The sequence below is a fragment of the Mycobacterium sp. WMMD1722 genome (genome assembly GCF_049315205.1).
Taxonomy (GTDB): Bacteria; Actinomycetota; Actinomycetes; order Mycobacteriales; family Mycobacteriaceae; genus Mycobacterium.
Window position 1 is genome coordinate 3,998,467 of the sequence record NZ_CP186056.1, and the last position, 24,365, is coordinate 4,022,831.

At 69.4% G+C, this 24,365-nt stretch carries 22 protein-coding genes; 12 read left to right on the forward strand and 10 right to left on the reverse strand.

The genetic code is table 11. From position 1 onward, the window contains the following. The first annotated feature begins 73 nt into the window (after positions 1-73). Both ACN27E_RS19155 and ACN27E_RS19160 read left to right on the forward strand, forming a co-directional pair. The gene (locus ACN27E_RS19155) at positions 74-589 is read left to right on the forward strand and encodes a nuclear transport factor 2 family protein (RefSeq protein ID WP_422743824.1); all 516 of its coding nucleotides are present in this window, start codon (positions 74-76) and stop codon (positions 587-589) included. Next, a complete protein-coding gene (locus tag ACN27E_RS19160) occupies positions 586-1,623 on the forward strand; it encodes an NAD-dependent epimerase/dehydratase family protein (RefSeq protein ID WP_422743825.1) in 1,038 nt (345 codons plus the stop codon). The genes ACN27E_RS19155 and ACN27E_RS19160 overlap by 4 nt, the downstream gene beginning before the upstream one ends. On the opposite strand, the gene ACN27E_RS19165 is transcribed toward ACN27E_RS19160, so the two are convergent. Then, positions 1,620-2,555, reverse strand: a complete 936-nt coding sequence (locus ACN27E_RS19165; protein WP_422743826.1) for an amidohydrolase family protein — start codon at positions 2,553-2,555, stop codon at positions 1,620-1,622. The two genes, ACN27E_RS19160 and ACN27E_RS19165, sit on opposite strands and share 4 nt — an antisense overlap. A gap of 177 nt (positions 2,556-2,732) precedes the next feature. Here ACN27E_RS19165 and ACN27E_RS19170 point away from each other — a divergent pair, with 177 nt between their 5' ends. Both ACN27E_RS19170 and ACN27E_RS19175 read left to right on the forward strand, forming a co-directional pair. Beyond that, positions 2,733-2,981: a hypothetical protein gene (locus ACN27E_RS19170; RefSeq protein ID WP_422743828.1), complete on the forward strand. Its 249-nt coding sequence runs from the start codon at positions 2,733-2,735 to the stop codon at positions 2,979-2,981. A 107-nt stretch (positions 2,982-3,088) separates the two neighbouring features. Beyond that, complete coding sequence (locus ACN27E_RS19175) at positions 3,089-4,459, forward strand: NAD(P)/FAD-dependent oxidoreductase (RefSeq protein WP_422743829.1); 1,371 nt, start codon at positions 3,089-3,091, stop codon at positions 4,457-4,459. Here ACN27E_RS19175 and ACN27E_RS19180 read toward each other — a convergent pair. Next, positions 4,456-4,947, reverse strand: a complete 492-nt coding sequence (locus ACN27E_RS19180) for an SRPBCC family protein (protein WP_422743831.1) — start codon at positions 4,945-4,947, stop codon at positions 4,456-4,458. The genes ACN27E_RS19175 and ACN27E_RS19180 overlap by 4 nt on opposite strands. A gap of 49 nt (positions 4,948-4,996) precedes the next feature. Here ACN27E_RS19180 and ACN27E_RS19185 point away from each other — a divergent pair, with 49 nt between their 5' ends. Then, positions 4,997-5,368: a DUF427 domain-containing protein gene (locus ACN27E_RS19185; protein ID WP_422743832.1), complete on the forward strand. Its 372-nt coding sequence runs from the start codon at positions 4,997-4,999 to the stop codon at positions 5,366-5,368. Here the strand turns inward: ACN27E_RS19185 and ACN27E_RS19190 are convergent. From ACN27E_RS19190 to ACN27E_RS19215, 6 genes are read right to left on the reverse strand one after another with little or no spacing between them, the layout of a single operon-like run. Further along, complete coding sequence (locus ACN27E_RS19190; RefSeq protein ID WP_422743834.1) at positions 5,365-6,384, reverse strand: DUF5914 domain-containing protein; 1,020 nt, start codon at positions 6,382-6,384, stop codon at positions 5,365-5,367. The genes ACN27E_RS19185 and ACN27E_RS19190 overlap by 4 nt on opposite strands. A gap of 5 nt (positions 6,385-6,389) precedes the next feature. Further along, positions 6,390-7,898, reverse strand: coding sequence for an FAD-dependent oxidoreductase (locus tag ACN27E_RS19195; RefSeq protein WP_422743835.1), 1,509 nt, complete (start codon positions 7,896-7,898; stop codon positions 6,390-6,392). After that, positions 7,895-8,626 (reverse strand): class I SAM-dependent methyltransferase, encoded by a 732-nt coding sequence (locus tag ACN27E_RS19200; RefSeq protein WP_422743837.1) that lies wholly within the window; start codon positions 8,624-8,626, stop codon positions 7,895-7,897. The genes ACN27E_RS19195 and ACN27E_RS19200 overlap by 4 nt, the downstream gene beginning before the upstream one ends. After that, the gene (locus ACN27E_RS19205) at positions 8,623-9,579 is read right to left on the reverse strand and encodes a phytoene/squalene synthase family protein (protein ID WP_422743840.1); all 957 of its coding nucleotides are present in this window, start codon (positions 9,577-9,579) and stop codon (positions 8,623-8,625) included. Before ACN27E_RS19205 ends, ACN27E_RS19200 begins: the two co-directional genes overlap by 4 nt. Continuing rightward, complete coding sequence (gene crtI / locus ACN27E_RS19210) at positions 9,576-11,114, reverse strand: phytoene desaturase family protein (RefSeq protein ID WP_422743842.1); 1,539 nt, start codon at positions 11,112-11,114, stop codon at positions 9,576-9,578. The genes ACN27E_RS19205 and crtI overlap by 4 nt, the downstream gene beginning before the upstream one ends. Before the next feature lie 25 nt (positions 11,115-11,139). Further along, complete coding sequence (locus tag ACN27E_RS19215; RefSeq protein ID WP_422743843.1) at positions 11,140-12,273, reverse strand: polyprenyl synthetase family protein; 1,134 nt, start codon at positions 12,271-12,273, stop codon at positions 11,140-11,142. 102 nt (positions 12,274-12,375) lie between these two features. Between ACN27E_RS19215 and ACN27E_RS19220 the strand changes: the two genes are divergently transcribed. Together ACN27E_RS19220 and dps are read left to right on the forward strand one after the other, a co-directional pair. Beyond that, positions 12,376-13,305, forward strand: coding sequence for a DNA-3-methyladenine glycosylase family protein (locus tag ACN27E_RS19220; RefSeq protein ID WP_422743844.1), 930 nt, complete (start codon positions 12,376-12,378; stop codon positions 13,303-13,305). A 79-nt stretch (positions 13,306-13,384) separates the two neighbouring features. Continuing rightward, entirely contained in the window at positions 13,385-13,933 is a 549-nt protein-coding gene (gene dps / locus ACN27E_RS19225; RefSeq protein ID WP_422743846.1) for a DNA starvation/stationary phase protection protein Dps, read from the forward strand. A gap of 67 nt (positions 13,934-14,000) precedes the next feature. Here the strand turns inward: dps and ACN27E_RS19230 are convergent, their stop codons facing one another. After that, positions 14,001-14,807, reverse strand: coding sequence for a PaaI family thioesterase (locus ACN27E_RS19230; protein WP_422743847.1), 807 nt, complete (start codon positions 14,805-14,807; stop codon positions 14,001-14,003). Between the two features lie 497 nt (positions 14,808-15,304). Here ACN27E_RS19230 and gltB point away from each other — a divergent pair, with 497 nt between their 5' ends. From gltB to ACN27E_RS19245, 3 genes are all read left to right on the forward strand, one after another. Then, entirely contained in the window at positions 15,305-19,894 is a 4,590-nt protein-coding gene (gene gltB, locus ACN27E_RS19235; RefSeq protein WP_422743849.1) for a glutamate synthase large subunit, read from the forward strand. Next, the gene (locus ACN27E_RS19240) at positions 19,887-21,353 is read left to right on the forward strand and encodes a glutamate synthase subunit beta (RefSeq protein ID WP_422743851.1); all 1,467 of its coding nucleotides are present in this window, start codon (positions 19,887-19,889) and stop codon (positions 21,351-21,353) included. The genes gltB and ACN27E_RS19240 overlap by 8 nt, the downstream gene beginning before the upstream one ends. Before the next feature lie 214 nt (positions 21,354-21,567). After that, positions 21,568-21,708: a hypothetical protein gene (locus ACN27E_RS19245; protein ID WP_422743852.1), complete on the forward strand. Its 141-nt coding sequence runs from the start codon at positions 21,568-21,570 to the stop codon at positions 21,706-21,708. Positions 21,709-21,770: 62 nt separating this feature from the next. Here the strand turns inward: ACN27E_RS19245 and ACN27E_RS19250 are convergent, their stop codons facing one another. Then, positions 21,771-22,628 (reverse strand): LLM class F420-dependent oxidoreductase, encoded by an 858-nt coding sequence (locus tag ACN27E_RS19250; protein WP_422743854.1) that lies wholly within the window; start codon positions 22,626-22,628, stop codon positions 21,771-21,773. A gap of 72 nt (positions 22,629-22,700) precedes the next feature. On the opposite strand from ACN27E_RS19250, the gene ACN27E_RS19255 reads away from it, so the two are divergent. Both ACN27E_RS19255 and ACN27E_RS19260 read left to right on the forward strand, forming a co-directional pair. Beyond that, positions 22,701-23,276 (forward strand): TIGR03086 family metal-binding protein, encoded by a 576-nt coding sequence (locus tag ACN27E_RS19255; RefSeq protein ID WP_422743855.1) that lies wholly within the window; start codon positions 22,701-22,703, stop codon positions 23,274-23,276. A 34-nt stretch (positions 23,277-23,310) separates the two neighbouring features. Further along, positions 23,311-24,315: a PHP domain-containing protein gene (locus ACN27E_RS19260; RefSeq protein WP_422743857.1), complete on the forward strand. Its 1,005-nt coding sequence runs from the start codon at positions 23,311-23,313 to the stop codon at positions 24,313-24,315. Positions 24,316-24,365 lie beyond the last annotated feature (50 nt).

A 24,365-nucleotide genomic window follows, 5' to 3' on the forward strand; every position in this document is an offset into this window, starting at 1 on the left:
ATCCCTGCTCGACGGCCACGAACCGGACCCAAAGCCTCGACACGGCCCGGTGAAACGTGTTCTAGTTCTGGACGTGACGAGCACGGATTCCGCCCGATTCACCCGCTCCGAACTGGCCGCTGCGTTCGAGACCTTCGAGGCGACCGTGGCGCATGCGGCCCAGACCCAGGACTGGGACGCCTGGGTCGGCCACTACACGCCCGACGTCGTATACGTCGAGCACGCCGCAGGCACCATGCGGGGGCGCGACGAGGTGCGCACGTGGATCACACGGACGATGGGCAGCTTTCCGGGCAGCTACATGACCGCGTTTCCGTCGCTGTGGACGGTGATCGACGAATCCACCGGCCGGATCATCTGCGAACTGGACAATCCCCTGCGCGATCCGGGCGACGGCACGATCTTCACCGCCACCAACATCTCGATCCTCACCTATGCCGGCGACGGTCTGTGGTCCCGTCAGGAGGATGTCTACAACCCGCTGCGCTTCGTGTCCGCAGCGATGAAGTGGTGTCACCGAGCCCGCGAGCTGGGCACGCTCACCGACGAAGCGGCCGAGTGGATGACGCAGTACGGAGGGGCCCGGTGACGACCTCGGGCAGCGCGCCGAAGCTGGTCATCGGGGCGAACGGATTCCTCGGTTCACACGTGACGCGGCAACTCGTCGCCGCTGGTCACGACGTCCGCGCCATGGTGCGCGACGGCGCCAAGACGCGCGGTATCGACGACCTGGACGTCACCCGCTTTCACGGCGACATCTGGGACACCGACACGCTGACCGAGGCGATGAGCGGATGCGACGACGTCTACTACTGCGTCGTCGACGCGCGCGGCTGGCTGCGTGATCCGGCGCCGCTGTTCCGCACCAACGTCGAGGGCACCCGCAACGTGCTCGATGTCGCGGTCAGTCCCGAGATCGCCACCGGCCTGCACCGGTTCGTCTACACCAGTAGCTACGTCACGGTCGGACGGCGCCGCGGGCGGCGCGCCACCGAGGACGATGTGATCGCCGACCGCGGCATCACCCCGTACGTGCGGTCGCGGGTGCAGGCCGAGGATCTGGTGCTGCGCTACGCCCGTCAGCGCGGACTGCCCGCCGTCGCGATGTGTGTGTCCACCACCTACGGCAGTGGTGACTGGGGCCGGACCCCGCACGGCGCGATCATCGCCGGGGCGGCATTCGGGAAGCTGCCGTTCGTCATGGGCGGTATCGAGTTGGAGGCGGTCGGCATCGACGACGCCGCGCGGGCGATGATCCTGGCTGCCGAGCGCGGACGCGTCGGTGAGCGCTACCTGATCTCGGAGAAGATGATCAGCAACGCCGAGGTGGCCCGTATCGCCGCCGAGGCCGTCGGCGTGGCGCCCCCGTCGAAACGCATCCCGCTGCCGGTGTCCTATGCGCTCGCCGCGGCCGGCAGTGCCAAGGCCCGGCTGCGCCGCACCGACGAACGGCTGTCGCTCGAGTCGCTGCGACTGATGCGCGCCGAGGCCCCGCTCGACCACAGCAAGGCCGTCCGGGAACTGGGCTGGCAGCCGCGGCCGGTCGAGGAGTCCATCGCCGAGGCCGCCCGGTTCTGGGTGTCGCTGCGCGAGGCCAAGCGCACCAGGCCCGAGCACGGCTAGCGCCCGAACAGGCGCGCGGCGTTGGTCTCCAGGATCCTGCCGGCGTCCTCTTCGGAGGCGGCCTGCCGGACGTAGTCGACGGCCCGCACGAACGTATCGCCGTCCTCATACGGAAAATCGGTACCGAGCAGGATGCGGTCGGCGCCGAAAGTGTCGATGGCGCATCGCAACGCAGGAGCGTGGCAGTGGCTGACAGTGTCGTACCAGAGTCGCCGGGCGGCCCGGCTGGGTGGCTCGGCGAGATCGGGTGCCTCCCACCGCACGTGGTCGTCGGCGCGGCGGGTGAGCATCGGCAACGCACCGCCCAGATGCGAGCAGATGATCTCGATCGCGGGATAGCGCTGTAGATATCCGCTGGTGATCAGCTGCATGGCGGCGATGGTGTCCTCGAACGGCGCACCGACCATCCAGGTGAGGTGGCCGTCGGCGACCAGTGGTGAGCATGCCGCGTTGCCGACCGGGTGCAGGTAGAGGATCGCGGCGCGGCGGTCGAGCTCGGCGAAGACCGCTTCGAATTCGGGATCGGTGAGCGCACGGCCCAGCACACTCGTGGTCATTGTGACCCCGGCCATGCCGAGATCGTCGAGCGCTCTGCACATCTCCGCCACGGCGGCGTCGACATCGGGCAGCGGGGTGGCCGCGAACGCCCGGAAGCGATCCGGATGGTTGTGGGTGAGGCCGGCGTACTCGTCGTTGACGTGGCGTGCGGCGGCCACCGCGCAGGCGGTGTCGATGCTGTAGGGCAGTTGCGGGGCCGCGGACAGTACCTGAACGTCGATGCCGGCCCGGTCCATCAGACGCAGCCGGGCGGTCAACTCGTCGCCACCGCCGGCGCCGATTCCGCGTTGGGTCCCGGTATCGGTGCGGCCGAGGTCGGCGAGCATGTCGAGGTAGGTGTCGCTCCAGTAGTGGGCGTGCACGTCGATGCGCATGGCTGACTACGTTAGGACGGGCGCCGCGGGCCGGCGCCACATTGGGCGGCGATCACTTCCTGCCACCTGCCGCTCAATCACTGCCAGCGGGAAGATTGCCTCTGACCTGCCGGTTGACGCTGTCAGACCGGCCAGGAAAACCTTCCAGACCGACAGGTTAAAGAAGAGGCAGAGACAATGAAGAAGTTCGGATTCGCCACCCTCGCCGCCAGCACCCTGACCGCCGCGTTCCTGGGACTGGCGTCCCCCGCCGCGGCCGCCCCGACCGGCCAGGGCAACGCGCAGGACACCATCAGCCAGCTCGAATCGCGCGGCATCCGGGTGATCATCAACCGGCAGGGCCTGGTGGGCCCGCTGGACCAGGCCTCGGTGACCGCGGTGCGGTTCGACACCGACGACCACGTCGCCTACGTGAACGTCCGCTGACCACGGCGGAGAACGACTGAATGAGCCGAGCAGGGCGCCCCGCGCGGGGCGCCCTTTCTCGTGCCGGTCGACGCGGCCCCGTCACGCCGCGGTGGCAGACTCGACCGGTGCCCACGGTCAACGGTCAGGTCTCGCACTGGTACGACGCACTGCCCACCTACCGCCCGGCGCTGCCCGGCGACCGCGACGCGGACGTGTGCATCGTCGGCGCCGGCTACACCGGGCTCTGGACCGCCTACTACCTCAAACGCGCCGACCCGTCGCTGCGCATCGTCGTCCTGGAATCCCGCTTCGCCGGATTCGGGGCCAGCGGGCGAAACGGCGGCTGGCTGTCGGGCCTGGTCCCCGGTGACCGCAACGCCATGGCCAAGCGCTACGGGCGCGACCCGGTCCTGCGATGGCAGCGTGCGCTCAACGAGGCCGTCGACGAGGTGGCCGACGTCGCGAACCGGGAGGGTATCGACGCCGGCATCGCCAAAGGCGGCACCATGGAGATCGCCCGCAACCCCGCCCAGGCCGCCCGACTGGCCGCCGCGGTCGACGAGGAGCGGCGCTGGCAGGTCGACGGCATCACTGTGCTCACCAAAGATGAAGCAGCGCAACGAATCCGATTCGACGGAGTGGTGAGCGCGTTCCACACCCCGCACTGTGCCCGGATCCAGCCCGCGCGGCTGGCGCGCGGACTGGCCGAGACCGTCGAGAACCTCGGCGTGACGATCCACGAACAGAGTCCGGTCACCGCCATCACCCCGGGTCGCGCCGTCACCGGGCACGGCAGCGTCCGCGCGCCGATCGTGCTGCGCGCGACCGAGGGCTTCACGGCCGCACTGCCCGGTTTACGGCGCCGCTGGTTGCCGATGAACAGCTCGATGATCGCGACGGAGCCGATCCCCGAGCACCTGTGGCGGGAGATCGGATGGGCCGGCCGCGAGACCGTCGGCGACACCGCCCACGGCTTCTTCTACGCCCAACGCACCCTCGACGACCGGATCGCGATCGGCGGCCGCAGCGTCCCCTACCGCTTCGCCTCGCGCACCGACGACGACGGCCGGGTGCCCCGACGCACGATCGGCGCGCTGAGCGAGGTGCTGCACGCGTTGCTCCCGCAGATCCGGCACATCCCGATCGCGCATGCCTGGTGCGGGGTGCTGGCCGTCCCGCGGGACTGGGAGTCCACCGTCGCACTGGATCCGGCGACCGGGCTGGGCTGGGCGGGCGGATACGTCGGGCACGGCGTGACGGCGACCAACCTGGCCGGCCGGACCCTCGCCGATCTGGTGCTGGATCGACGCACCGACCTGACCGGCCTGCCGTGGGTCGGGCACCGATCCCGCAGCTGGGAACCCGAACCCCTGCGCTGGCTGGGCGTGCGCGGGCTCTATGTCGCCTACAAGCTGGCCGATCGGCACGAAGCCCGCGGACGGGCCACCACGTCGCCGATCGCCCGGATCGCCGACCGCATCACCGGCCGGCCCTAACGCTCGGCGCGGACCCTGAGCCGGTCGAGGGTGGCCTCGATGTGCCGCTGATTGGCCGACGTGCGGTCCTTCACGCCCGTCGCCAGGCCGGCCACGGTACGGAACCAGCCCGGGCGCTGGTCCCACGTGCGCTCGGTGACCCGGCAGCCGCCGGGCCGTTCCTCGATGTCATAACGCCACCGGGCCACCGGGATCCCGAGGCTGCGGACGTCGAACGCGAACGACCGCCCGGCCGTCGCCTCGGTCACCGTGCAGGTGGTGTTCCAGCTTCGCGAACCGTTGCGGTTGCTTCCGACGAACACGGCGCCGGGACGCACGGCCCCGTCAGTTCCGGGGCCTTTCTTCCAGCGCATCGCGGTCGTCTCCTCGGCGAGTTCGGCCAACGTGGCTAGATTGGTCAGGAGACGGTAGACGGCGTCGGGATCAGCAGCGATGTCGACGGCGGCCTGCGCGGAGGCCCGGTCGGACACGGGGCCCTGAGGTGTCATAGGCACCGATGCTAGAGCCGGCCTCGAACCCGACCGGAGGAGGAGCACCATGAGCGATCGACCGAGGCTCGAACCCAGCGACAAACACCCGATCACCGTCACCCCGACCGGTCGTCGGGTGACCGTGAAGGTGGCCGGTGAGACGGTCGCCGAAACCGACGCCGCCCTGACGTTGCAGGAGTCGACGTATCCCGCGGTGCACTACATTCCGCTCGTCGACGTCCGGGACGGCGCGCTGTCACGCAGCGACACCACCACCTACTGCCCCTTCAAGGGCGACGCCGGCTATTACCACGTGACCGTGGACGGCAAGACGGTCGACGACGCCGTCTGGACCTACGAGCAGCCGTATCCGGCCGTCGCCGAGATCGCCGGACACGTCGCGTTCTATCCGGACAAGGCGACCATCGCCCTGGACTAGGAGATCCGGGGAACCCGGCCGGTGCGCACCGCGTAGCGCCGCTCGGCATACGCCAGATCGTCCACCCACAACCGGGTGGCCGCCTGCCGCATGAGCGGGGTGATCAACGGCGCCATCCGCTGCCCGTAGTGGAAGTTCGGCCGGTCAGAGTGTGCGACGACAGCCTCGATCACCGCGGTGCGCGGTTGCCCGTCCGGCCCGGGACCGACCGGCGTCGCATGGGTCTCCACCACGCTGCCGGTTCCCTCGCCATCGATGATCCGCATCGTGATGGTCCGCGGCTCCGGTGCGGTGAACTCCGCGATCACCGGCACCCCGAGCCGGCCCAGGCGGAACGTCACCGCCACCAGGAACCGGTCCTCGGCGTCGGACACCGCCGCCCCGGCCGGGGGTGCGGTCAGCACCTCGAGCCGGGTGAACGAATACGGGTGGAACCACGCGCCGTGCCACGGATCGAGCCGGTTGGCGATGACGTCGGCGGGTTCGCAGACGCCGACCAGGCGCGTCACCGCCGACAGCGTCGCCCCCACCGGTCGCGTTGGGATGATCGGGCGGTCGGTGGGCTCTTCGCCGCCGACGCGGTCCAGCCGTACCCAGGACAGCACCCCGTCGTCGTAGGCCGGATACGGCTTCCAGCCGAATTCGCGGCGTTCGCCGGACAACCGCAGCCCGTGCCACGGGCAGATCAGCGCGCCGCAATCCACGGTGCCGGTCGACAGATCCGCCCCCAGGTGCGGACAGCTCGCCGGTCCGATGTGCAGGTCACCGTCGGTGCCGCGCCACGCCACCAGTTCGACGCCGGCCACTGTGGCGCTCGCCGGCTTTCGGCGGATGTCGGTGCTCGCCGCGAACGGATACCAGTTGCCGCTGGGGCGGGCCTGCGAGCGGGCGAGCGCTTCATTGATGATGGCGGGCTGCGCGTCGGAGTAGGTCGGTCGCTGTTCGGACCACTTCAGGGGCGGCAGCACGTCGAACGGCGAGACCTTGGCCCACTTCGCCCTGAGCTCGGTGAGCATGGCGGTCAACCTCCTCGCTGAGCCAGCCGCCGCAGTGCGGCGGATCGGCCGGTGGTCGGGACGGTGGTCAGCGGATGCCCCGCGACACCGAAGTGCGCGAGCAACCGGTTGGCGGCGGCGAATCCGGTCGTCGCCGCACGCTCCATCAGGGCGACCGGCAGATCGATGCGGATTCCGTCACCGGCGAGCGCCAGGCCCGCGACCGGAGTGGCCACCGTCGGACGGCCCGCGAAATCCCCCGGCGCGAACCGCGGGCAGTCCGCGCGCATGAGCCGGCGTTCACCGACGATCCGCGCGTCCGCCGTTTCCGGGAAGATCTCGCGCAGCCGGGCCAGCAGTCGCCGCGGCAGTTCCTCGGAGGTGTCGGTGACGGCATAGGAATGCAGTTCGACCACCGAACCACCGGTGCGGTGCGCCCACCGCGCCGCCTGGGCCTCGTAGCGTTCCAGCACGCTGACATTGTCCAGCGGCGCCAGCCCGCCGGTGCCGAGAAACGCCGGACGGTCGGCCGCGACCGGGCGGTCCAGCCAGAGCCGGTACACCAGGAACGGCGGCGCGGTGCCCAGGCCGGCCACCGAGGCCCGCCATGGCTCGTCACCCAGATGCGCTGAGGCCGAGACGATATCGCGCAGCCCGGCGACGTCGGTGGCCAGGACCACGCCGTCGGCGCTCAGCGGGGGACCGGTTTCACAGTGCACGGTGAAACCGTTCTCGACGGCCGCGGCCCGCCGGCCGGTGTGGAACCGCACCCCACCGGCCTCCAGGTAGGCGCGCAGCGGATTCCACAGCGCTGCATCGAAGTTGTCCGCGGCCACGTCGAAGACGAGACCTTCGCTGGAGCCGAGGAAATAGATGTGGAACATGGTGGCCAACTCGGCCGCGGACAGCTCGTGCGGCAGCGCGAAGAAGCTACGGGAGAACACCTCGAAGGCCAGGTGCCGGGCCGCCTCGGGGAAGTTGATGTCGCGCAGGAACGTCGCGGCGTCGGTACCGTCGAGGCGTTCGTAGATATCGGGTACCGACACCGCGGCCAGCGGTGCGGCGGCGCGGGCGTTGATCCGGGCCAGGTCACGCAACCGGAAGGTGGGGCTGCGCAGCGCGAAGGCCATCGCGTTGAACGGCGGCGTCTGGGGCAACCCGCGGAACGTGTCGCGGCGGCCCCGTCCGTCGATCAGCGGGTAGTCGTCCACCGGCGTCAGCATGGACAGTTCACCATCGATGCGGCGCAACAGATTCCGCAGATTGTAATACTGGCGGAAGAAGGCGTGGAAGCCACGGTTCATCGCCGCCGGGCCGACACCGTCGACGTCCTCGGTCCAGCCGCCGACCCGCCCGCCCAGATACCGCTCCCGCTCCACCACGTCGACCTCGACGCCACGCTCGGCCAGCCCGGTCGCCGCGCAGAGCCCGGCGATACCACCGCCGACGACGACCACCCGCGGACGGGCCGGCAGGCCGGCGGCGTCCGGACGGCCCGGCGGGCCCGGGTGCCGGACGCGACGCGGATCTCTCATCGCCGGGGGGCCAGGGCGGTGAACGTGTGCACCACGTTGCGCTGCCAGCCCGGAACGGTATCACTGGCGATATCGGTGAAACCGTTGCGGCGCAGCCGCTCCCGGAATGCGGTCGCACCGTCGAAGCGGTTGACGCTGCGGCGCAGATAGGTGTAGAGCGAGGCGTCGCCGGTACGCAGCCGACCGGCCGGGATGATGATCGCCCAGCAGACGGCATTCCACACCGCCGTGGCGGCGCGGGAGTCACGCACCGAATACTCGTGCACGGCCAGCGGGGCACCCGGGCGCAGCAGCTCGGCGAACGTCCGCAGCTGGGCGTCGGGATCGTCGAGGTTGCGCAGCAGGTAGGCCGCGAAGATCCCGTCGAACGGACCGGTCACCCCCGCATCGGCGATGTCCTCGATCTTGCTGTGCACGAAGCTCACCGAGTCCGGCCACCGCTTGGCCCTCGCCTCGGCGAGCATGCCGGCCGAGGCGTCCACGGCGACGATCTCGGCCTGCGGTGCGGCGGCCAGCAGCGCGGCGGTGGACAGACCCGTCCCGCATCCCGCGTCGAGCAGCCGCAGCCCGCGTCCGCCGTCGGGCACGTTCATCCGCTCGGCGGAAAGCCGGAGATGGTCGTGGTAGCCGGGATTCGCGCCGACCAGCCGGTCGTAGGCGGCGGCCCCGGCGTCGAAGGCGGCGGGCACCGCGGCGTGGGGCAGGGGATCGTTCGGGTAGCGGCTCATCCCTGGACCTTCGCGGAATGCACGAGCCGCGCGCGCCAGGCGCGCAGCAGCCCGCCCGCGGCGACCTGCAACCGCCGGCCGTTGCCCACGGTCGCCCGCTGGTTGAAGATGTCGAAATCGATGTCCTCGATGCGCTTGAGGATGTCGCAGTAGAGCACCTGCGCGGCCGACACGCAGGCGCGCGAGCGCGGATGCAACAGCGTGACGCCGTGGGTGGCGTAGTCGTAGATCCGGCGGGTGATCGCATGCTGCTCGGCCAGCGCCCGGCGGACCCGGGTGTCGGTCCGCTTGTTGGTGTGGCACCACATCAGCAGGTCGCGGTCGACGCCGTGGGCAGCGAGTTCATCGGCGGGCAGGTACACCCGGCCGCGATCGAGGTCCTCGTCGACGTCACGCAGGAAGTTGGTGAGCTGGAACGCCTTGCCCAGGGCGGCGGCGTACGGTGCGGCCTCCTCCCGCGGCACCACAGTGCCGAGCACCGGCAGCAGTTGCAGGCCGATCACCTCGGCGGAGCCATACATATACCGGTCGATCGCGGCGCGATCGGGATAGTCGGTGACCGTGAGGTCCATCCGCATCGAGGCCAGGAAGTCGTCGAACAGTTCCCAGGCGATGCCGTAGCGGCGGGCCGTGTGCACCACCGCCGTCAGCGACGGATCGTCGCCATTGGCATTGCCCTGCACCAGCCGATCGAACAGCTGGGTGGCCAGCAGGTGCAACCGGTCGGCGCGCTCGGTGGAGGTCGCCGTGGACTCCAGATCGTCGAGGATGTCGTCGGCGCGGCGGGCGAAGCCGTACAGGGCGTGGACGGCCGGGCGCTGCTCCGGGGCGAGCAACCGGGTGGCCAGGAAGAACGTCCGGCCGTGCTGGGCGTTGAGGAACCGGCAGTAGCGGTAGGCATCGCGCAGCGCGGGATCCCGCACGCCTGCGGCGTCGAGTTCTGATCCGATCATGGCAACCCGCTCCTCGTTCGCGTGGGTACGGTCGACGTCGATGTGCCGCGTCCGGCACCGGTTCCGGTGATCCGGTCGGCGGCCAGCCGGCCCGAGACCAGTGCGGTGGGAACCCCGACGCCGGGGACGGTGGACGACCCGGCCAGTACCACGTTCTCCGCCCCGCGGACGGTGTTGGCCGGTCGGAACGGTCCGGTCTGGGCGAAGGTGTGCGCGAGGGCGAACGGTGTGCCGGCCACCATGCCCTGCCGCGCCCAGTCGTCGGGATCGACGACGTGCAACAGTTCGAAGTCGCCGAGCGCGGGCATCCTCGTATGCACGTGCGAGAGCATCTGCTCGACGTAACCGTCCCGGGTCGCCGACCAGTTCACCTGCCCCACCGCGAGATTCGGCGCCGGGGCCAGCACGTAGAGCAGGTCGCGGCCGGCCGGGGCCAGCGTCGGGTCACCCGCGGTCGGGCGGGTCACCAGCAGTGACGGATCGCTCATCACCCGGCCATCGGAGATGATGTCGGTGAACGTCGACTCCCACGCGTCGCCGAACAGGATCGTGTGGTGTCCGGGAGCATCCGGCCCGGTGGTGGCCGGGCAGCCGACGTGAGCGACGACCGCCGACGGGGCCGGCCGCACCGGCAGCAACCGTCGTGGGGTGCGCCCGAGCAACCGGTAGGTGGTCGGCAACTCGGTGGTCAGCACCACCGCGTCGGCCGCGAATCGCTCACCGGTGTCGGTGAGCACCGCCGCCACCCGACCATCGGCATGGCGTTCCAGGGCCGACACCGAAGCGCCGTAACGGAATTCGACACCGGCGTCGGACGCCGCCGCCGCCATCGCCTCCGGTACGGCACGCATTCCGCCCCGCGGGAAATACACCCCGGCGACGGTGTCCATGTAGGCGATCACGGCGTACGCCGCCAGCGCCTTGTGCGGCGGCACGCCCGCGTAGAGGGCCTGGAAGGTGAAGATGCGGCGCAATCGGTCGTCGCTGATGAACCGGCGGATCACCCGGTCCCAGCGGCGGAACCCGCCGAGGGCGGCCAACCGGGCCAGCTGCGGGGTGGCCAGCGACAGCGGAGAGTCGAAATTCGACGCGATGAAGCCGTTGAACTCGGCCTGATACAGCCGGGTGAGCCAGGTGCGCATCTGCAGATAGCCGTCGGCCGCCGTGGCCCCGGCGAACCGTTCGATCTCGGCGGCCATCGCCGTCGCGTCGGTGTGCACCGACAGCCCCGAGCCGTCGGCGAACGAGGCGCGGTAGGCCGGATCGACGCGATGCAGTTCGAGCCGGTCGGTCATCGACTCGCCGACGGCGGCGAAAGCGTCGGAGATGATGTCGGGCATGGTGAGCACCGTGGGTCCGGTGTCGAGCCGGTAGCCCCGGATGTCCAGCCGGCCCATCCGTCCGCCGGGGAAGGTCTCGCGTTCCACCACGGTCACCGTGCGTCCCCGCCCCGCGAGCTGGAGGGCCGCCGACAGCCCCGACAGCCCCGCGCCCACCACCACGACGCGTTCTGTCCGTCCCCCGACGGTGCGCATCAGCTCATATCTCCTGTTCGTCGATTCATGCCGCCCGCTGTGTACAGATCGCCGCCATGCTGATCAGCCCGGCGCGGACGGTGTCGTCGAGCCGGCCGGTGCCGATGCGCTCCAGCGCATGAGCCAGCTTCCGGTCGATGAGTTGCTCGATCCAGTCGACCGCGCCCGTCGCGGCGATGAGGTTCTGCCAGTGGACGATGTCACTGTCGTCGAGATGGCGCTGCGCCATCAACTCGGTGAGCTGGTTGCGCACCGCCGGATCGGCCAGTCGGTGCGCGGCCACCACGACACTGGTGGCCTTGTGCTCGCTCAGGTCGCCGCCGGCGGGCTTGCCGGTGACCGCCGGCGCACCGAAGATCCCCAGGAGGTCGTCGCGCAGCTGGAACGCCTCGCCGACCGCCGCGCCGTACCGGCCGAGCAGACCGATGGTGCCCTCGGGGCATCCGGCCAGTGCCGCGCCGATCTCCAGGGGGCGGCGGACGGTGTAGTTCCCCGACTTGCGGCGGGCGACGTCGAGCACGTCCTCCAGTGTCGGCCGTCCGCCGGCGTCGTTGACCAGATCGGCGAACTGTCCGACGGCCAATTCGGTGCGCATGGCGTCATAGCGCGGCCACGCCCGCTCCAGGGCGGTCGCGGGCAGTCCGCTTTCGCGCAGCATCTGACCCGCCCACACCAGGCAGAGGTCGCCGAGCAGGACCGCGGCCGAGGCGCCGAACCGGTCCGCGGAGCCACCCAGGCCGCGGGCCCGGTGCCAGTCGGCGAATCGCACATGCGCCGACGGCCGGCCCCGCCGCAGCGGGGAGTCGTCCATGACGTCGTCCTGCAGGAGCGCGAAGATGTGCAGCAGCTCGAAGCTCGCCGCAGCGCGCACCGCGGCATCGTCGGGATCGGCACCGGCCAACCAACCCAGGTAGGTGAACGTCGAGCGCAGGCACTTGCCCTCACCGACGAAGTCGACGAGCACGTCCGAGGCGATGTCGACACCGGTCAAGCCGAGATCGCACGCACAGCGGTCGGCGACGAAATCCTGCACGGCGTCGATGGCGGACCGACGCAGCTCGGCCCGCCAGAGGTCGAAGGACGCGCGCGGATCGGGTTGACCGGACAGCGGGGCGGCCGGGCGCAGCGCGGCGACCAGCCGATCGTCGACACCGCTCAACGAAAAACCTTTCGACACCCGTTCTGACCCCTAGCCCAAACTAAAGTCCAAGGTGTCCATACCCCCAGTCGAGGAAACCAATCGCGGCCCTTTGTCATGAATATGTCATCACCTAACCGCAGGTCGGAACGGACGCGGGTGGTCTTTCCGGGGCCGGTGAGCCCGGCATTGACCCTGTCCCCGCTGCGCCGCGGCCGGGGCGACCCATGCCTGCACGTGGCCGCCGACGGGTCGATCTGGCGGACCAGCCTGCCGCCCAGTGGTCCGGTCACCGCCCGGATCACCCGGGCGGACGCCAGCAGCGTGGACGTCGAGGCCTGGGGGCCGGGTGCGGTCGAGTTCCTCGCGGGCGCTCCGGCCCTGCTGGGCGCCGACGACGACGCCACGGGCTTCGCACCGCAGGAACCGACCCTGGCCGCCGCGCACCGGCGGGTGCCGCATCTGCGGCTCGGACGCACCGGCCGGGTGCTGGAGGCACTGATCCCGGCGGTCATCGAGCAGCGGGTGTCCGGGATGGACGCGTTCCGCTCCTGGCGGGTGCTGGTGACCAAGTTCGGCGCCCCGGCGCCGGGCCCGGCGCCGGCGCACATGCGGGTGCCGCCGACCGCACCGGTGTGGCGGCGCATTCCCTCCTGGGAATTCCACCGCGCCAACGTCGATCCCGGCCGGGCCCGCACGCTGGTGCTGTGCGCGCAGCGCGCGGACTCGCTCGAGCGGCTGTCGGCCCGGCCCCCGGCCGAGGCCCGGACGGCGCTGACCTCGCTGCCCGGTGTCGGCGTCTGGACCGCCGCCGAGACCGCCCAGCGCGCCTGGGGCGACGCGGATGCGCTGTCGGTGGGCGACTACCACCTCGCCAAGACGGTCGGGTGGAGCCTGCTGGGCCACCCCATCGACGACGACGCCATGGTCGTACTCCTCGGGCCGCTGCGGCCCCACCGCCATCGCGCCGTACGCCTGCTGCTGGTCAGCGGATTGGCGCACAACCCCCGGTTCGGGGCGCGCCAGGCGATTCCGCGGCTTGCGGAGTTGTGACATGGGCCAAGCGGTTGATTACGTGTCGCGGGGTGAGGGTAGATGTTGATCAAGACTTGATCACGGCAAAGGAGCACAGATGACGTACACCGTTCCGGGCATGACGGACAAAGAAGGCGCCCAGGTTGCCGAGCTGCTGCAGAAGCAGCTGAGCCGCTACAACGACCTGCACCTGACGCTCAAGCACATCCATTGGAATGTGGTGGGGCCGAATTTCATCGGTGTCCACGAGATGATCGACCCGCAGGTCGAGTTGGTGCGCGGTTACGCCGACGAGGTGGCCGAACGCATCGCGACCCTCGGCGGCTCGCCCAAGGGCACGCCCGGCGCCATCATCAGCGATCGGTCGTGGGACGACTACTCGCTGGAGCGCGACACCGTGCAGGCGCATCTCGCGGCGCTGGACCTGGTTTACGACGGCGTCATCGAGGACACCCGCAAGAACATCGCGGAGACCGAGGAGCCCGACCCGATCACCAACGACATGCTGATCGGTCACGCCGCCGAGCTGGAGAAGTTCCAGTGGTTCGTCCGTGCGCACCTGGAGAATTCGGGCGGTCAGCTGCAGCACGGCGGCGAATCCACCGAGAAGGGCGCCGCCGCCAGCGTCCGCGACGGCTCGAAGTAGCCCTCCGCACGACCCCTTACGGATCGGGCCCGCGTCCATCGGACGCGGGCCCGTTTCATGCCCGGCGTCACCGGTATCCGGTGCAGCGGGCGCTCAGAGCCAGCCGGCCGTCGGCACCGAAGGCCTGCGCCTCGGCCACGCCGGTGCTGCGACCGACGCGCGACGCCGTAGCGGTGTAGCGGGACTCGCCGCCCGCCACGAGACGGCGGAGGAAGTTCACCCGCAGCGATCCGGTGCGCAACGGCGCGTCGGAGCGGCCGGTGTTCAGCGCCGCGGAGGCGACCAGTTCGAGCCCCGTCGCAGCCACCCCGCCGTGCACCACGCCCAGCGAGTTGTTGAGCACCGGGTCGGCGCGCTGGCGCAGCACCGCCGGCTCGGCCGGGTCCGGTTCGACCGCCATCATCTGGGCCAGCCCGGTCTTGGGCACGAGGTGGGCCGGGTGGGCCGGCGGATCGGTGAGCTCAGCGGCGGTGATGTAGAACGAGCGAACACTGCCGGTGCCGATCACGGTGTCGCCGATGCTGAACTCGCACAGCACCATCGCGGTGCGGCCCTTGGCGCCCACCGGCCGGGCACGGCCGGTCACCGGGGTGTCGGTGGCAGCGATCAGATCGGCGGCCGCCGGGTCGAGTTCCATCGACAGCTCCGTGGAGACGGTCCATTCGCCGACTCCCCGGCGCAGATGATTGGCCAGCCCGCCCACGTGATCAAGGAGCATCGCCAGCGGCGCGGCGGTGGGCTGCCCGGTCAAAGGATTGCGCAGACCGTGTCCGGGCACCGTCGCGGTGACCTCCTGCCCACCGGGCACCGCGACCGTGGTCTCGAACGTGACGATGCCGAACCGGCCGATCGGCGTGTTGAGCGGGTGCGACATTCGTCTGAGTCTGCCGCACCGCGTCGCTGGTCGCGTTGCTGGTCGCGGGTGTGGCAGCCGTCTCAGCCGACAGCCGGTCTTTCTTAAGAATCTGGCTAGGCTTTGCGCAAACGTGATTGGCCGGGCAGTGGCAGCAAAACCGGGGTGAACTACGCTTTCAGCAAACAGATTGGCCGATGGGGCAACTGAGACTTGTGGTGCAGGCCGGCGCTCGCGGCCCGCGCGACGTCGTGAAAGTCGTTGACCGACAGAGTGTTCCGGATGGGCGCCGAGCAGGTGAGCACCGAACCGGCAAATTGGCGGGCGAGTATAGTTAGGTCGCACTAAGTTGGCATGTCAGCCGGTGTTTGACCTATCGTTTTGTCCACCTGTGGCGAATGGGAAAAAGGCCGCTGTTCAATGCTGCACAGAGGACCGCCTCCGCCTTCGGCGATGGCCGTCGCAGACGGCTGCCACAGGGAGCTTTGCCGGAGGTCCGAGAGTAAGGGTCAGGTGGGATGCCAGTGGGAGCAGCGCCGAGTGGGCTGTACAACCCCGCATACGAGCACGACTCGTGCGGTGTGGCGATGGTGGCGGATATGCATGGCCGTCGCAGCCGCGACATCGTCGACAAGGCCATCACGGCCCTGTTGAACCTCGAACACCGCGGTGCCCAGGGCGCCGAACCGAACACCGGGGACGGCGCAGGCATCCTTCTGCAGGTCCCCGATGAGTTCCTGCGCGCTGTGGTCGACTTCGAGCTGCCCCAAGCGGGGGACTATGCCACCGGCATCGCCTTCCTGCCGCAGTCGTCGAAGGACGCCGCCGCGGCCTGCGAGTCGGTCGAGAAGATCGCCGAGGCCGAGGGGCTGACCACCCTCGGCTGGCGCGAGGTGCCAACCGACGACTCGTCGCTGGGCGCGCTGGCCCGCGACGCCATGCCGACATTCCGCCAGATCTTCCTCGCCGGCGCATCCGGGATGGATCTGGAGCGCCGCGCCTATGTCGTACGCAAGCGCGCCGAACACGAACTGGGGACCAAAGGTCCCGGTCAGGACGGCCCGGGCCGGGAGACGGTGTACTTCCCCAGCCTGTCCGGCCAGACGTTCGTCTACAAGGGCATGCTGACCACGCCGCAGCTGCGCGCGTTCTACCTCGATCTGCAGGACGAGCGGCTGACGAGTGCGCTGGGAATCGTGCACTCGCGCTTCTCCACCAACACCTTCCCGTCCTGGCCGCTCGCGCACCCGTTCCGCCGGGTGGCCCACAACGGCGAGATCAACACCGTCACCGGCAACGAGAACTGGATGCGCGCGCGCGAAGCGCTGATCCGCACCGACGTCTTCGGCGGCCGGAACGACATGGACAAGATCGTCCCGGTCTGCACGCCGGGCGCGTCGGACACCGCACGTTTCGACGAGGTGCTCGAGCTGCTGCACCTCGGTGGCCGCAGCCTGCCGCACGCGGTGCTGATGATGATCCCCGAGGCGTGGGAACGCAACGAGGACATGGATCCGCGTCGCCGAGCCTTCTACGAGTACCACGCCTCGCTGATGGAACCGTGGGACGGACCGGCGTCGGTGTGCTTCACCGACGGCACCGTCATCGGCGCCGTGCTGGACCGCAACGGGCTGCGCCCGTCGCGGATCTGGGTGACCGAGGACGGTCTGGTCGTGATGGCCTCCGAAGCCGGTGTGCTCGATCTCGAGCCGTCCACCGTGGTCAAGAAGATGCGGCTGCAGCCCGGCCGCATGTTCCTGGTCGACACGGCCCAGGGGCGGATCGTCTCCGACGAGGAGATCAAGGCCGAGCTGGCCGCCGAGCAGCCGTACCAGGAATGGCTGGACAGCGGTCTGTTCCAGCTCGGCGACCTGCCGCCCGGTGACTATGTCCGGATGCCGCATCACCGCGTCGTGCTGCGTCAACAGGCCTTCGGCTACACCTACGAGGAACTCAACATGCTGGTGGCGCCGATGGCGCGCACCGGCGCCGAGCCGATCGGTTCGATGGGCACCGACACCCCGGTGGCCGTGCTCTCGCAGCGCCCGCGGATGCTCTTCGACTACTTCCAGCAGCTCTTCGCGCAGGTGACCAACCCGCCGCTGGACGCCATCCGCGAAGAGGTGGTGACCAGCTTGCAGGGCACCGTCGGACCCGAGGGTGACCTGCTCAACCCCGATGCCGAATCGTGCCGACAGATCGTGCTGTCGAACCCGATCCTGCGCAACGCCGAGCTGTCCAAGCTGATGTGCGTCGACCCCGACCACGAGATCCGCGGTCACAAGCACGGCATGCGGGCCGCGGTGATCCGCTGCCTGTACCCGGTGAACCGCGGCGGTCAGGGGCTCAAGGAGGCGCTCGACAACGTCCGGGCCAAGGTGTCCTCGGCCATCCGCGACGGCGCCCGCATCATCGTGCTGTCCGACCGCGAGTCCAACGAGCAGATGGCGCCGATCCCGTCGCTGCTGTCGGTGGCCGCGGTGCACCATCACCTGGTCCGTGAGCGCACCCGCACCAAGGTCGGCCTGGTGGTCGAAGCCGGTGACGCCCGCGAGGTCCACCACATGGCCTGCCTGGTCGGATTCGGCGCGGCGGCGATCAACCCCTACATGGCGTTCGAGTCCATCGAAGACATGGTGGACCGAGGTGTCATCACCGGTATCAGCAGTGACAAGGCCAAGGCCAACTACGTCAAGGCCGCCGGCAAGGGTGTGCTCAAGGTGATGTCCAAGATGGGCATCTCCACGCTGGCCTCCTACACCGGCGCCCAGCTGTTCCAGGCCATCGGCATCGACCAGCGGGTCCTCGACGAATACTTCACCGGACTGCACTGCGCCGTCGGCGGTATCGATCTCGAGGACATCGCCGCCGATGTCGCCACCCGGCACCAGCTGGCCTACCTGGATCGGCCCGACGAGCGGGCGCACCGAGAACTCGAGGTCGGCGGCGAATACCAGTGGCGCCGTGAGGGTGAATACCACCTGTTCAACCCCGACACGGTGTTCAAACTCCAGCACTCGACGCGTACCGGTCAGTACTCGGTGTTCAAGGAGTACACCCGCCTGGTCGACGACCAGAGCGAGCGGATGGCGTCACTGCGCGGGCTACTCAAGTTCAAAGACGGTGTCCGTCAGCCGATTCCGATCGACGAGGTGGAACCGGCCAGCGAGATCGTCAAGCGCTTCTCCACCGGCGCCATGAGCTACGGCTCGATCTCGGCCGAGGCGCACGAGACGCTGGCGATCGCGATGAACCGCCTCGGCGGACGGTCGAACTCCGGTGAAGGCGGCGAGGATGTCGCCCGCTTCGACCGCGACGAGAACGGCGACTGGCGGCGCAGTGCCATCAAGCAGGTCGCCTCGGGCCGCTTCGGCGTCACCAGCCACTATCTGAGCAACTGCACCGACATTCAGATCAAGATGGCCCAGGGCGCGAAACCCGGTGAGGGCGGGCAGCTTCCGGGCCACAAGGTGTACCCGTGGGTGGCCGAAGTCCGGCACTCGACGCCCGGCGTCGGCCTGATCTCCCCGCCGCCGCACCACGACATCTACTCGATCGAGGATCTGGCCCAGCTGATCCACGATCTCAAGAACGCCAATCCGCAGGCCCGGGTGCACGTCAAGCTGGTCTCGGAGAACGGTGTCGGGACGGTGGCCGCGGGCGTGTCCAAGGCGCATGCCGACGTGGTGCTGATCTCCGGTCACGACGGCGGCACCGGCGCGACGCCGCTGACGTCGATGAAGCACGCGGGTGCGCCCTGGGAGCTCGGCCTGGCCGAAACCCAGCAGACACTGCTGCTCAACGGACTCCGCGATCGGATCGTCGTGCAGGTGGACGGTCAGCTCAAGACGGGTCGAGACGTGGTGATCGCCGCGCTGCTCGGCGCCGAGGAGTTCGGCTTCGCCACCGCGCCGCTGGTGGTGTCGGGCTGCATCATGATGCGCGTCTGCCACCTCGACACCTGTCCGGTGGGCGTGGCCACCCAGAATCCGGTGCTGCGGCAGCGGTTCAACGGCAAACCCGAATTCGTCGAGAACTTCTTCATGTTCATCGCCGAGGAAGTCCGGGAGATGATGGCGGAGTTGGGCTTCCGCACCGTCAACGAGATGGTCGGCCAGGTCGGCTCACTCGACACCGCCAAGGCCGCCGAGCACTGGAAGGCCTACAAGCTGGACCTGGCGCCGGTGCTGCACGAGCCCGAGTCGGCGTTCATGAACCAGGACCTGTACTGCAGTTCGCGACAGGACCACGGGCTGGACAAGGCGCTCGACCAGCAGCTGATCGTCATGTGCCGGGAGGCGCTGGACTCCGGGACGCCGGTGAAGTTCGCCACCACGATCGCCAACGTCAACCGCACCGTCGGCACCATGCTCGGTCATGAAGTGACCAAAGCGTATGGCGGCCAAGGGCTTCCGGATGGAACCATCGACATCACGTTCGACGGCTCGGCGGGCAACAGCTTCGGTGCGTTCCTACCCCGCGGCATCACCCTGCGGGTGTACGGCGATGCCAACGACTACGTCGGCAAGGGCCTGTCCGGGGGACGCGTCGTGGTCCGCCCGCCCGAGGGTGCACCCGCCGACTATGTCGCCGAAGGCAACATCATCGCCGGCAACGTGATCCTGTTCGGCGCCACCAAGGGCGAGATGTTCCTGCGGGGACAGGTCGGGGAGCGGTTCGCCGTGCGTAACTCCGGTGCGGTCGCGGTCGTCGAAGGTGTCGGGGACCACGGGTGCGAGTACATGACCGGCGGCCGGGTGGTCATCCTCGGACAGACCGGTCGTAACTTCGCCGCCGGTATGTCGGGCGGCATCGCCTATGTGTACGACCCGCAGAGCGCGCTCGCCGAGAATCTCAACGCCGAGATGGTCGAGCTCGAAAGCCTGGACGAGGAGGACGTCTCGTTCCTGCGGGACGTGGTCCAGGCGCACGTCGACGCCACGGATTCCGCGGTGGGCCAACGGATCCTGAGCAACTGGGATGGTGAATTGAACAGCTTTACCAAGGTCATGCCGCGCGACTACCGGCGGGTGCTGGAGGCCATCGCCGACGCCGAGCGAGACGGCGCCGACGTTGCCGAGGCGATCATGGCGGCCGCAAGTGGCTGATCCGCGCGGTTTCCTCAAGTACACCCACCGCGAGACCCCGCAGCGCCGTCCGGTCCCGCTGCGTCTGCGCGACTGGAAAGAGGTCTACGAAGATTTCTCCCACGAGGCCTTGCAGCATCAGGCCGCTCGCTGCATGGATTGCGGTATTCCGTTCTGCCACAACGGCTGTCCGCTCGGCAATCTCATCCCGGAGTGGAACGATCTGGTCTACCGGGACCGCTGGCGCGATGCGATCGAGCGGCTGCACGCCACGAACAACTTCCCGGAGTTCACCGGTCGGTTGTGCCCGGCGCCGTGTGAGGCGTCGTGCGTGCTCGGGATCAACCAGGACGCGGTGACCATCAAACAGGTCGAGGTCGAGATCATCGACAACGCGTTCGACGAGGGCTGGGTCGTACCGCTGCCACCCGACCGGCTGACGGGCAAGAAGGTGGCCGTCGTGGGTTCGGGTCCGGCCGGGCTGGCCGCCGCCCAGCAGCTCACCCGGGCCGGCCATACCGTGACCGTGTTCGAGCGTGCCGACCGTATCGGCGGACTGCTGCGCTACGGGATCCCCGAGTTCAAGATGGAGAAGCGGCACATCGACCGCCGTCTGGAGCAGATGGAAGCCGAAGGCACGCAGTTCCGCACCGGCGTGAACGTCGGGGTGGACATCACCGTGGCCGAGCTGCGTTCCCAGTTCGACGCGGTGGTGCTCGCCGGTGGTGCGACCGCCTGGCGTGACCTGCCGATCCCGGGTCGTGAGCTCGAGGGCATCTACCAGGCCATGGAGTTCCTGCCGTGGGCCAACCGGGTGCAGATGGGCGATCCGGTCCTGGGGTCTGACGGCGAGCCGCCGATCACCGCCAAGGGCAAGAAGGTCGTCATCATCGGCGGCGGCGACACCGGGGCGGACTGCCTGGGTACCTCGCACCGCCAGGGTGCGGCCAGCGTGCACCAGTTCGAGATCATGCCGCGTCCACCGGAGGAACGCGCCGGGACGACGCCCTGGCCCACCTACCCCCTGATGTTCCGGGTCTCCTCGGCGCATGAGGAAGGTGGCGAGCGGGTGTTCTCGGTCAACACCGAGGAGTTCTGCGGGGAAGACGGGCACGTCAGATCGCTGAAGGTGCACGAGGTCGAGATGAGGGCCGGCAAGTTCGAGCGGGTCGAAGGTTCGGACTTCGAACTCGAAGCCGATCTGGTGCTGCTCGCCATGGGCTTCGTCGGGCCGGAGCGGGAAGGTCTGCTCTCCGAGCTCAAGGTGGAACTCAACGAACGCGGCAACGTCGCACGTGACGCCGATTTCGCGACGTCGGTGCCGGGGGTGTTCGTCGCCGGGGACATGGGCCGCGGACAGTCGCTGATCGTGTGGGCGATCGCCGAGGGACGGGCCGCCGCCGCGGGGGTCGACCGCTACCTGATGGGCAAGTCGGCACTTCCCGCACCGATCAAGCCCACCACCGCACCGCAGCGCTGACCGAACACGACGCCGGGTGTGACACCGTCGCGCCCGGCGTCGTGCTGTCACGGTTGAGTAACATGGGTAACAACTGCAACACCAGAAACAGCGGCACCACTGCTCGGCGCGCCTCTCGGGCTTTGCCGCCGGCACCGTCTCTAATGACTTGCTGAGGGTATTGCGTTAGGGTAAGCCGACGGTCAGCTATTGAGTTCGCGCAGGAGTGATCACCGTGTACACCACGCCGATAACCCGCTCCAAGGTGGGTCGAATCGCCTGGTCATTGTTCCGCCACCCCGTCAAGAGCCGTGAGTTCCCCGCCAAGCAGGAGCGGCTGATCACCGCCGACGAGCTACTGCGCTACGGCGTCTAGCTAAGCCGGACCGGCCCGTCGCCGCCCCCGGCGACGGGCGGCAGCCGCACTTTGCTTGATCGTTATCGAGTCGTGATCTCCAGGCCGGCGTCCCTGATCGTCTCGGCCAGCGGCTCGAGTACCGCCGGGTCGTATGGCGGCGGGAGATAGACGATCGCCAGATCCAGTCCCTCGGCGCCGAGGGCGGCGGCCTCGTCGACCACCTTCCGGTAGTCGCGGTCATCGCCCAGGCGCACGTGGGCCGACAGCATGATCTCCGCGGGATCGCGGCCGATATCCGCGCAGTGCGACGCCAGGACGTCGCGCTTGCGGGCGAACTCCTCCGGGGTGCCGCCGACGAAGTTCCAGTGCTGGGCGTACTTGGCAGTGATCCGCAGCGTCCGCTTCTCGCCGCTGCCGCCGATGCAGATGGGCGGATGCGGCTGCTGCGGACCTTTGGGTTCGTTACGCGCGTCCTTGAGCTGGTAGTACTCGCCGTCGAAAGTCGTCGTCTCGTTGGTCAGCAGGCTGGTGAGCACCTCGCAGGCCTCTTCGAACCGGTCGAAGCGCTCCCTGATGCTGCCGAGCTCGATGCCGTAGGCGTTCGACTCCTCCTCGTTCCAGCCGGCACCGATACCGAGTTCGAGCCGCCCGCCCGAGACGATGTCGAGCGCGGAGGCCATGTTGGCCAGCACCGCCGGGTGGCGGTAGTGGATGCCGGTGACCAGGACGCCGACCCGCAGCCGCTGGGTCGCCTGGGCGAGCGCGGTCAACGTGATCCAGCCCTCCAGACAGGGGCCGGACGAATCGGAGAAGATCGGATAGAAGTGGTCGAACGTCCAGCCGGACTCGAAGACGTCGATGTCGTCGGCGGCCTGCCAGATCGGCAGCATCTCGGCCCAGGTGGTGTTCTGCGGTGAGGTCTTGAAGGCGAATCGCACGTCCGCCGAGGCTAGTCCCGTTTCCTGGGAGAGCGCGCGATGAATTGCGCCGCCCGCCCGGGTCCACACCCCATGATCGATCTCACCCCGGCGTGCCGACGCACCGCCCACACGCTCGTGTCGGTCCCCGACGAGCTGCTCGACGCCGCCACTCCGTGCACCGACATGCCACTGCGCGATCTCCTCGCCCACGTCGGCATGCTGAGCCTCGCGTTCACCGCCGCAGCCGGCAAGGAGCTCGGCGAGTGGACCGACTCGCCACCCGAACCCCGGCCGCTCGACGCGGACTGGCGCGAGGCGTACCCGGCCCGGCTGAGCAGGCTGGCCGCGGCCTGGCAGCAACCCGGCGCGTGGACCGGCATGACCCGGGCGGGTGGCATCGACATGCCGGGGGAGACGGCCGGTGCGGTGGCGCTCACCGAGGTCGTACTGCACGGCTGGGACGTCGCCGTGGCGACCGGGCAGAGCTACGACCTCGACGCGGACACCGCCCAGGCCTGCCTCGACCACATCGCACAATTCGACGCGGCGGGCACCGAGGGGCTGTTCGGCCCGGCGGTGGCGGTGCCCGACGACGCGCCGATGCTGCAGCGCGTCGTCGCCCGCAGTGGCCGGAACCCGGCGGAATGGCCGTCCAGCCGCGGGTGACCTCCCGGGCGTGTCCGGCGGGCACACTGAACACATGGACCCGGTCGCCGCGCTTCGCCAGATCGCCTTCTACAAGGACCGTGCCCGCGAGGACTCCCGGCGGGTGATGGCCTACCGCAACGCCGCCGATGTCGTCGAAGCGCTGACCGACGCCGAACGCGAACGTCACGGCACCGCCAACACCTGGCAGTCGCTGCCCCGGATCGGGCCCAAGACCGCCAAGGTGATCGCCCAGGCCTGGGCGGGTCGCGAACCCGACGTCCTGGTCGAATTAAGGGAGAACGCCGTCGATCTCGGCGGTGGCGAGATCCGTGCCGCCCTCAGGGGTGATCTGCACGTCCACTCGAACTGGTCGGACGGGTCGGCGCCCATCGAGGAGATGATGCTGGCCGCGCGCGACCTGGGCCACGAGTACTGCGCGCTGACCGACCATTCGCCGCGGCTGACCATCGCCAACGGGCTCAGCCCGGACCGGTTACGCCGGCAACTCGACGTCATCGACGAGCTCCGCGACACCGTCGCGCCCATGCGGATCCTCACCGGCATCGAGGTCGACATCCTCGAAGACGGTTCACTGGACCAGACCGACGAACTCCTCGAGCGGCTCGATGTGGTGGTGGCGAGCGTGCATTCGAAACTGGCCATGGACGCGCCGGCGATGACGCGCCGCATGCTCAAGGCCGTCGCCAACCCGCACACCGACGTCCTCGGGCACTGCACCGGCCGGTTGGTCACCGGCGGGCGCGGCCTGCGTCCGGAGTCGAAGTTCGACGCCGAGAAGGTGTTCACCGCCTGCCGCGACCACGGCACCGCCGTCGAGATCAACTCCCGACCCGAGCGTCGCGACCCGCCGACCCGGTTGCTGCACCTGGCCCTCGAGATCGGTTGCGTGTTCACCATCGACACCGACTCCCACGCCCCCGGCCAACTCGACTTCCTCGGCTACGGCGCCCAGCGCGCCCTCGACGCCGGCGTGCCGACCGAACGCATCGTCAACACCTGGCCGGCCGAGCAGCTGCTGGCGTGGACCGGGTCCTGATCGCCAAGACAACCTGGAGAATCCTCAGAGCACCGGGTCCGAAGCTCGGT

What these genes read in the sequence shown, in the direction of transcription:
- crtI (WP_422743842.1), bottom strand. Translation starts at nt 11,114, where the DNA reads ATGCGCACCGTCGGGGGACGGACAGAACGCGTCGTGGTGGTGGGCGCG.
- ACN27E_RS19190 (WP_422743834.1), bottom strand. Translation starts at nt 6,384, where the DNA reads ATGCTCACCGAGCTCAGGGCGAAGTGGGCCAAGGTCTCGCCGTTCGAC.
- ACN27E_RS19195 (WP_422743835.1), bottom strand. Translation starts at nt 7,898, where the DNA reads ATGAGAGATCCGCGTCGCGTCCGGCACCCGGGCCCGCCGGGCCGTCCG.
- ACN27E_RS19255 (WP_422743855.1), top strand. Translation starts at nt 22,701, where the DNA reads ATGATCGATCTCACCCCGGCGTGCCGACGCACCGCCCACACGCTCGTG.
- ACN27E_RS19165 (WP_422743826.1), bottom strand. Translation starts at nt 2,555, where the DNA reads ATGCGCATCGACGTGCACGCCCACTACTGGAGCGACACCTACCTCGAC.
- ACN27E_RS19185 (WP_422743832.1), top strand. Translation starts at nt 4,997, where the DNA reads ATGAGCGATCGACCGAGGCTCGAACCCAGCGACAAACACCCGATCACC.
- ACN27E_RS19220 (WP_422743844.1), top strand. Translation starts at nt 12,376, where the DNA reads ATGTCATCACCTAACCGCAGGTCGGAACGGACGCGGGTGGTCTTTCCG.
- ACN27E_RS19230 (WP_422743847.1), bottom strand. Translation starts at nt 14,807, where the DNA reads ATGTCGCACCCGCTCAACACGCCGATCGGCCGGTTCGGCATCGTCACG.
- ACN27E_RS19200 (WP_422743837.1), bottom strand. Translation starts at nt 8,626, where the DNA reads ATGAGCCGCTACCCGAACGATCCCCTGCCCCACGCCGCGGTGCCCGCC.
- gltB (WP_422743849.1), top strand. Translation starts at nt 15,305, where the DNA reads ATGCCAGTGGGAGCAGCGCCGAGTGGGCTGTACAACCCCGCATACGAG.
- ACN27E_RS19180 (WP_422743831.1), bottom strand. Translation starts at nt 4,947, where the DNA reads ATGACACCTCAGGGCCCCGTGTCCGACCGGGCCTCCGCGCAGGCCGCC.
- ACN27E_RS19260 (WP_422743857.1), top strand. Translation starts at nt 23,311, where the DNA reads ATGGACCCGGTCGCCGCGCTTCGCCAGATCGCCTTCTACAAGGACCGT.
- ACN27E_RS19170 (WP_422743828.1), top strand. Translation starts at nt 2,733, where the DNA reads ATGAAGAAGTTCGGATTCGCCACCCTCGCCGCCAGCACCCTGACCGCC.
- ACN27E_RS19205 (WP_422743840.1), bottom strand. Translation starts at nt 9,579, where the DNA reads ATGATCGGATCAGAACTCGACGCCGCAGGCGTGCGGGATCCCGCGCTG.
- dps (WP_422743846.1), top strand. Translation starts at nt 13,385, where the DNA reads ATGACGTACACCGTTCCGGGCATGACGGACAAAGAAGGCGCCCAGGTT.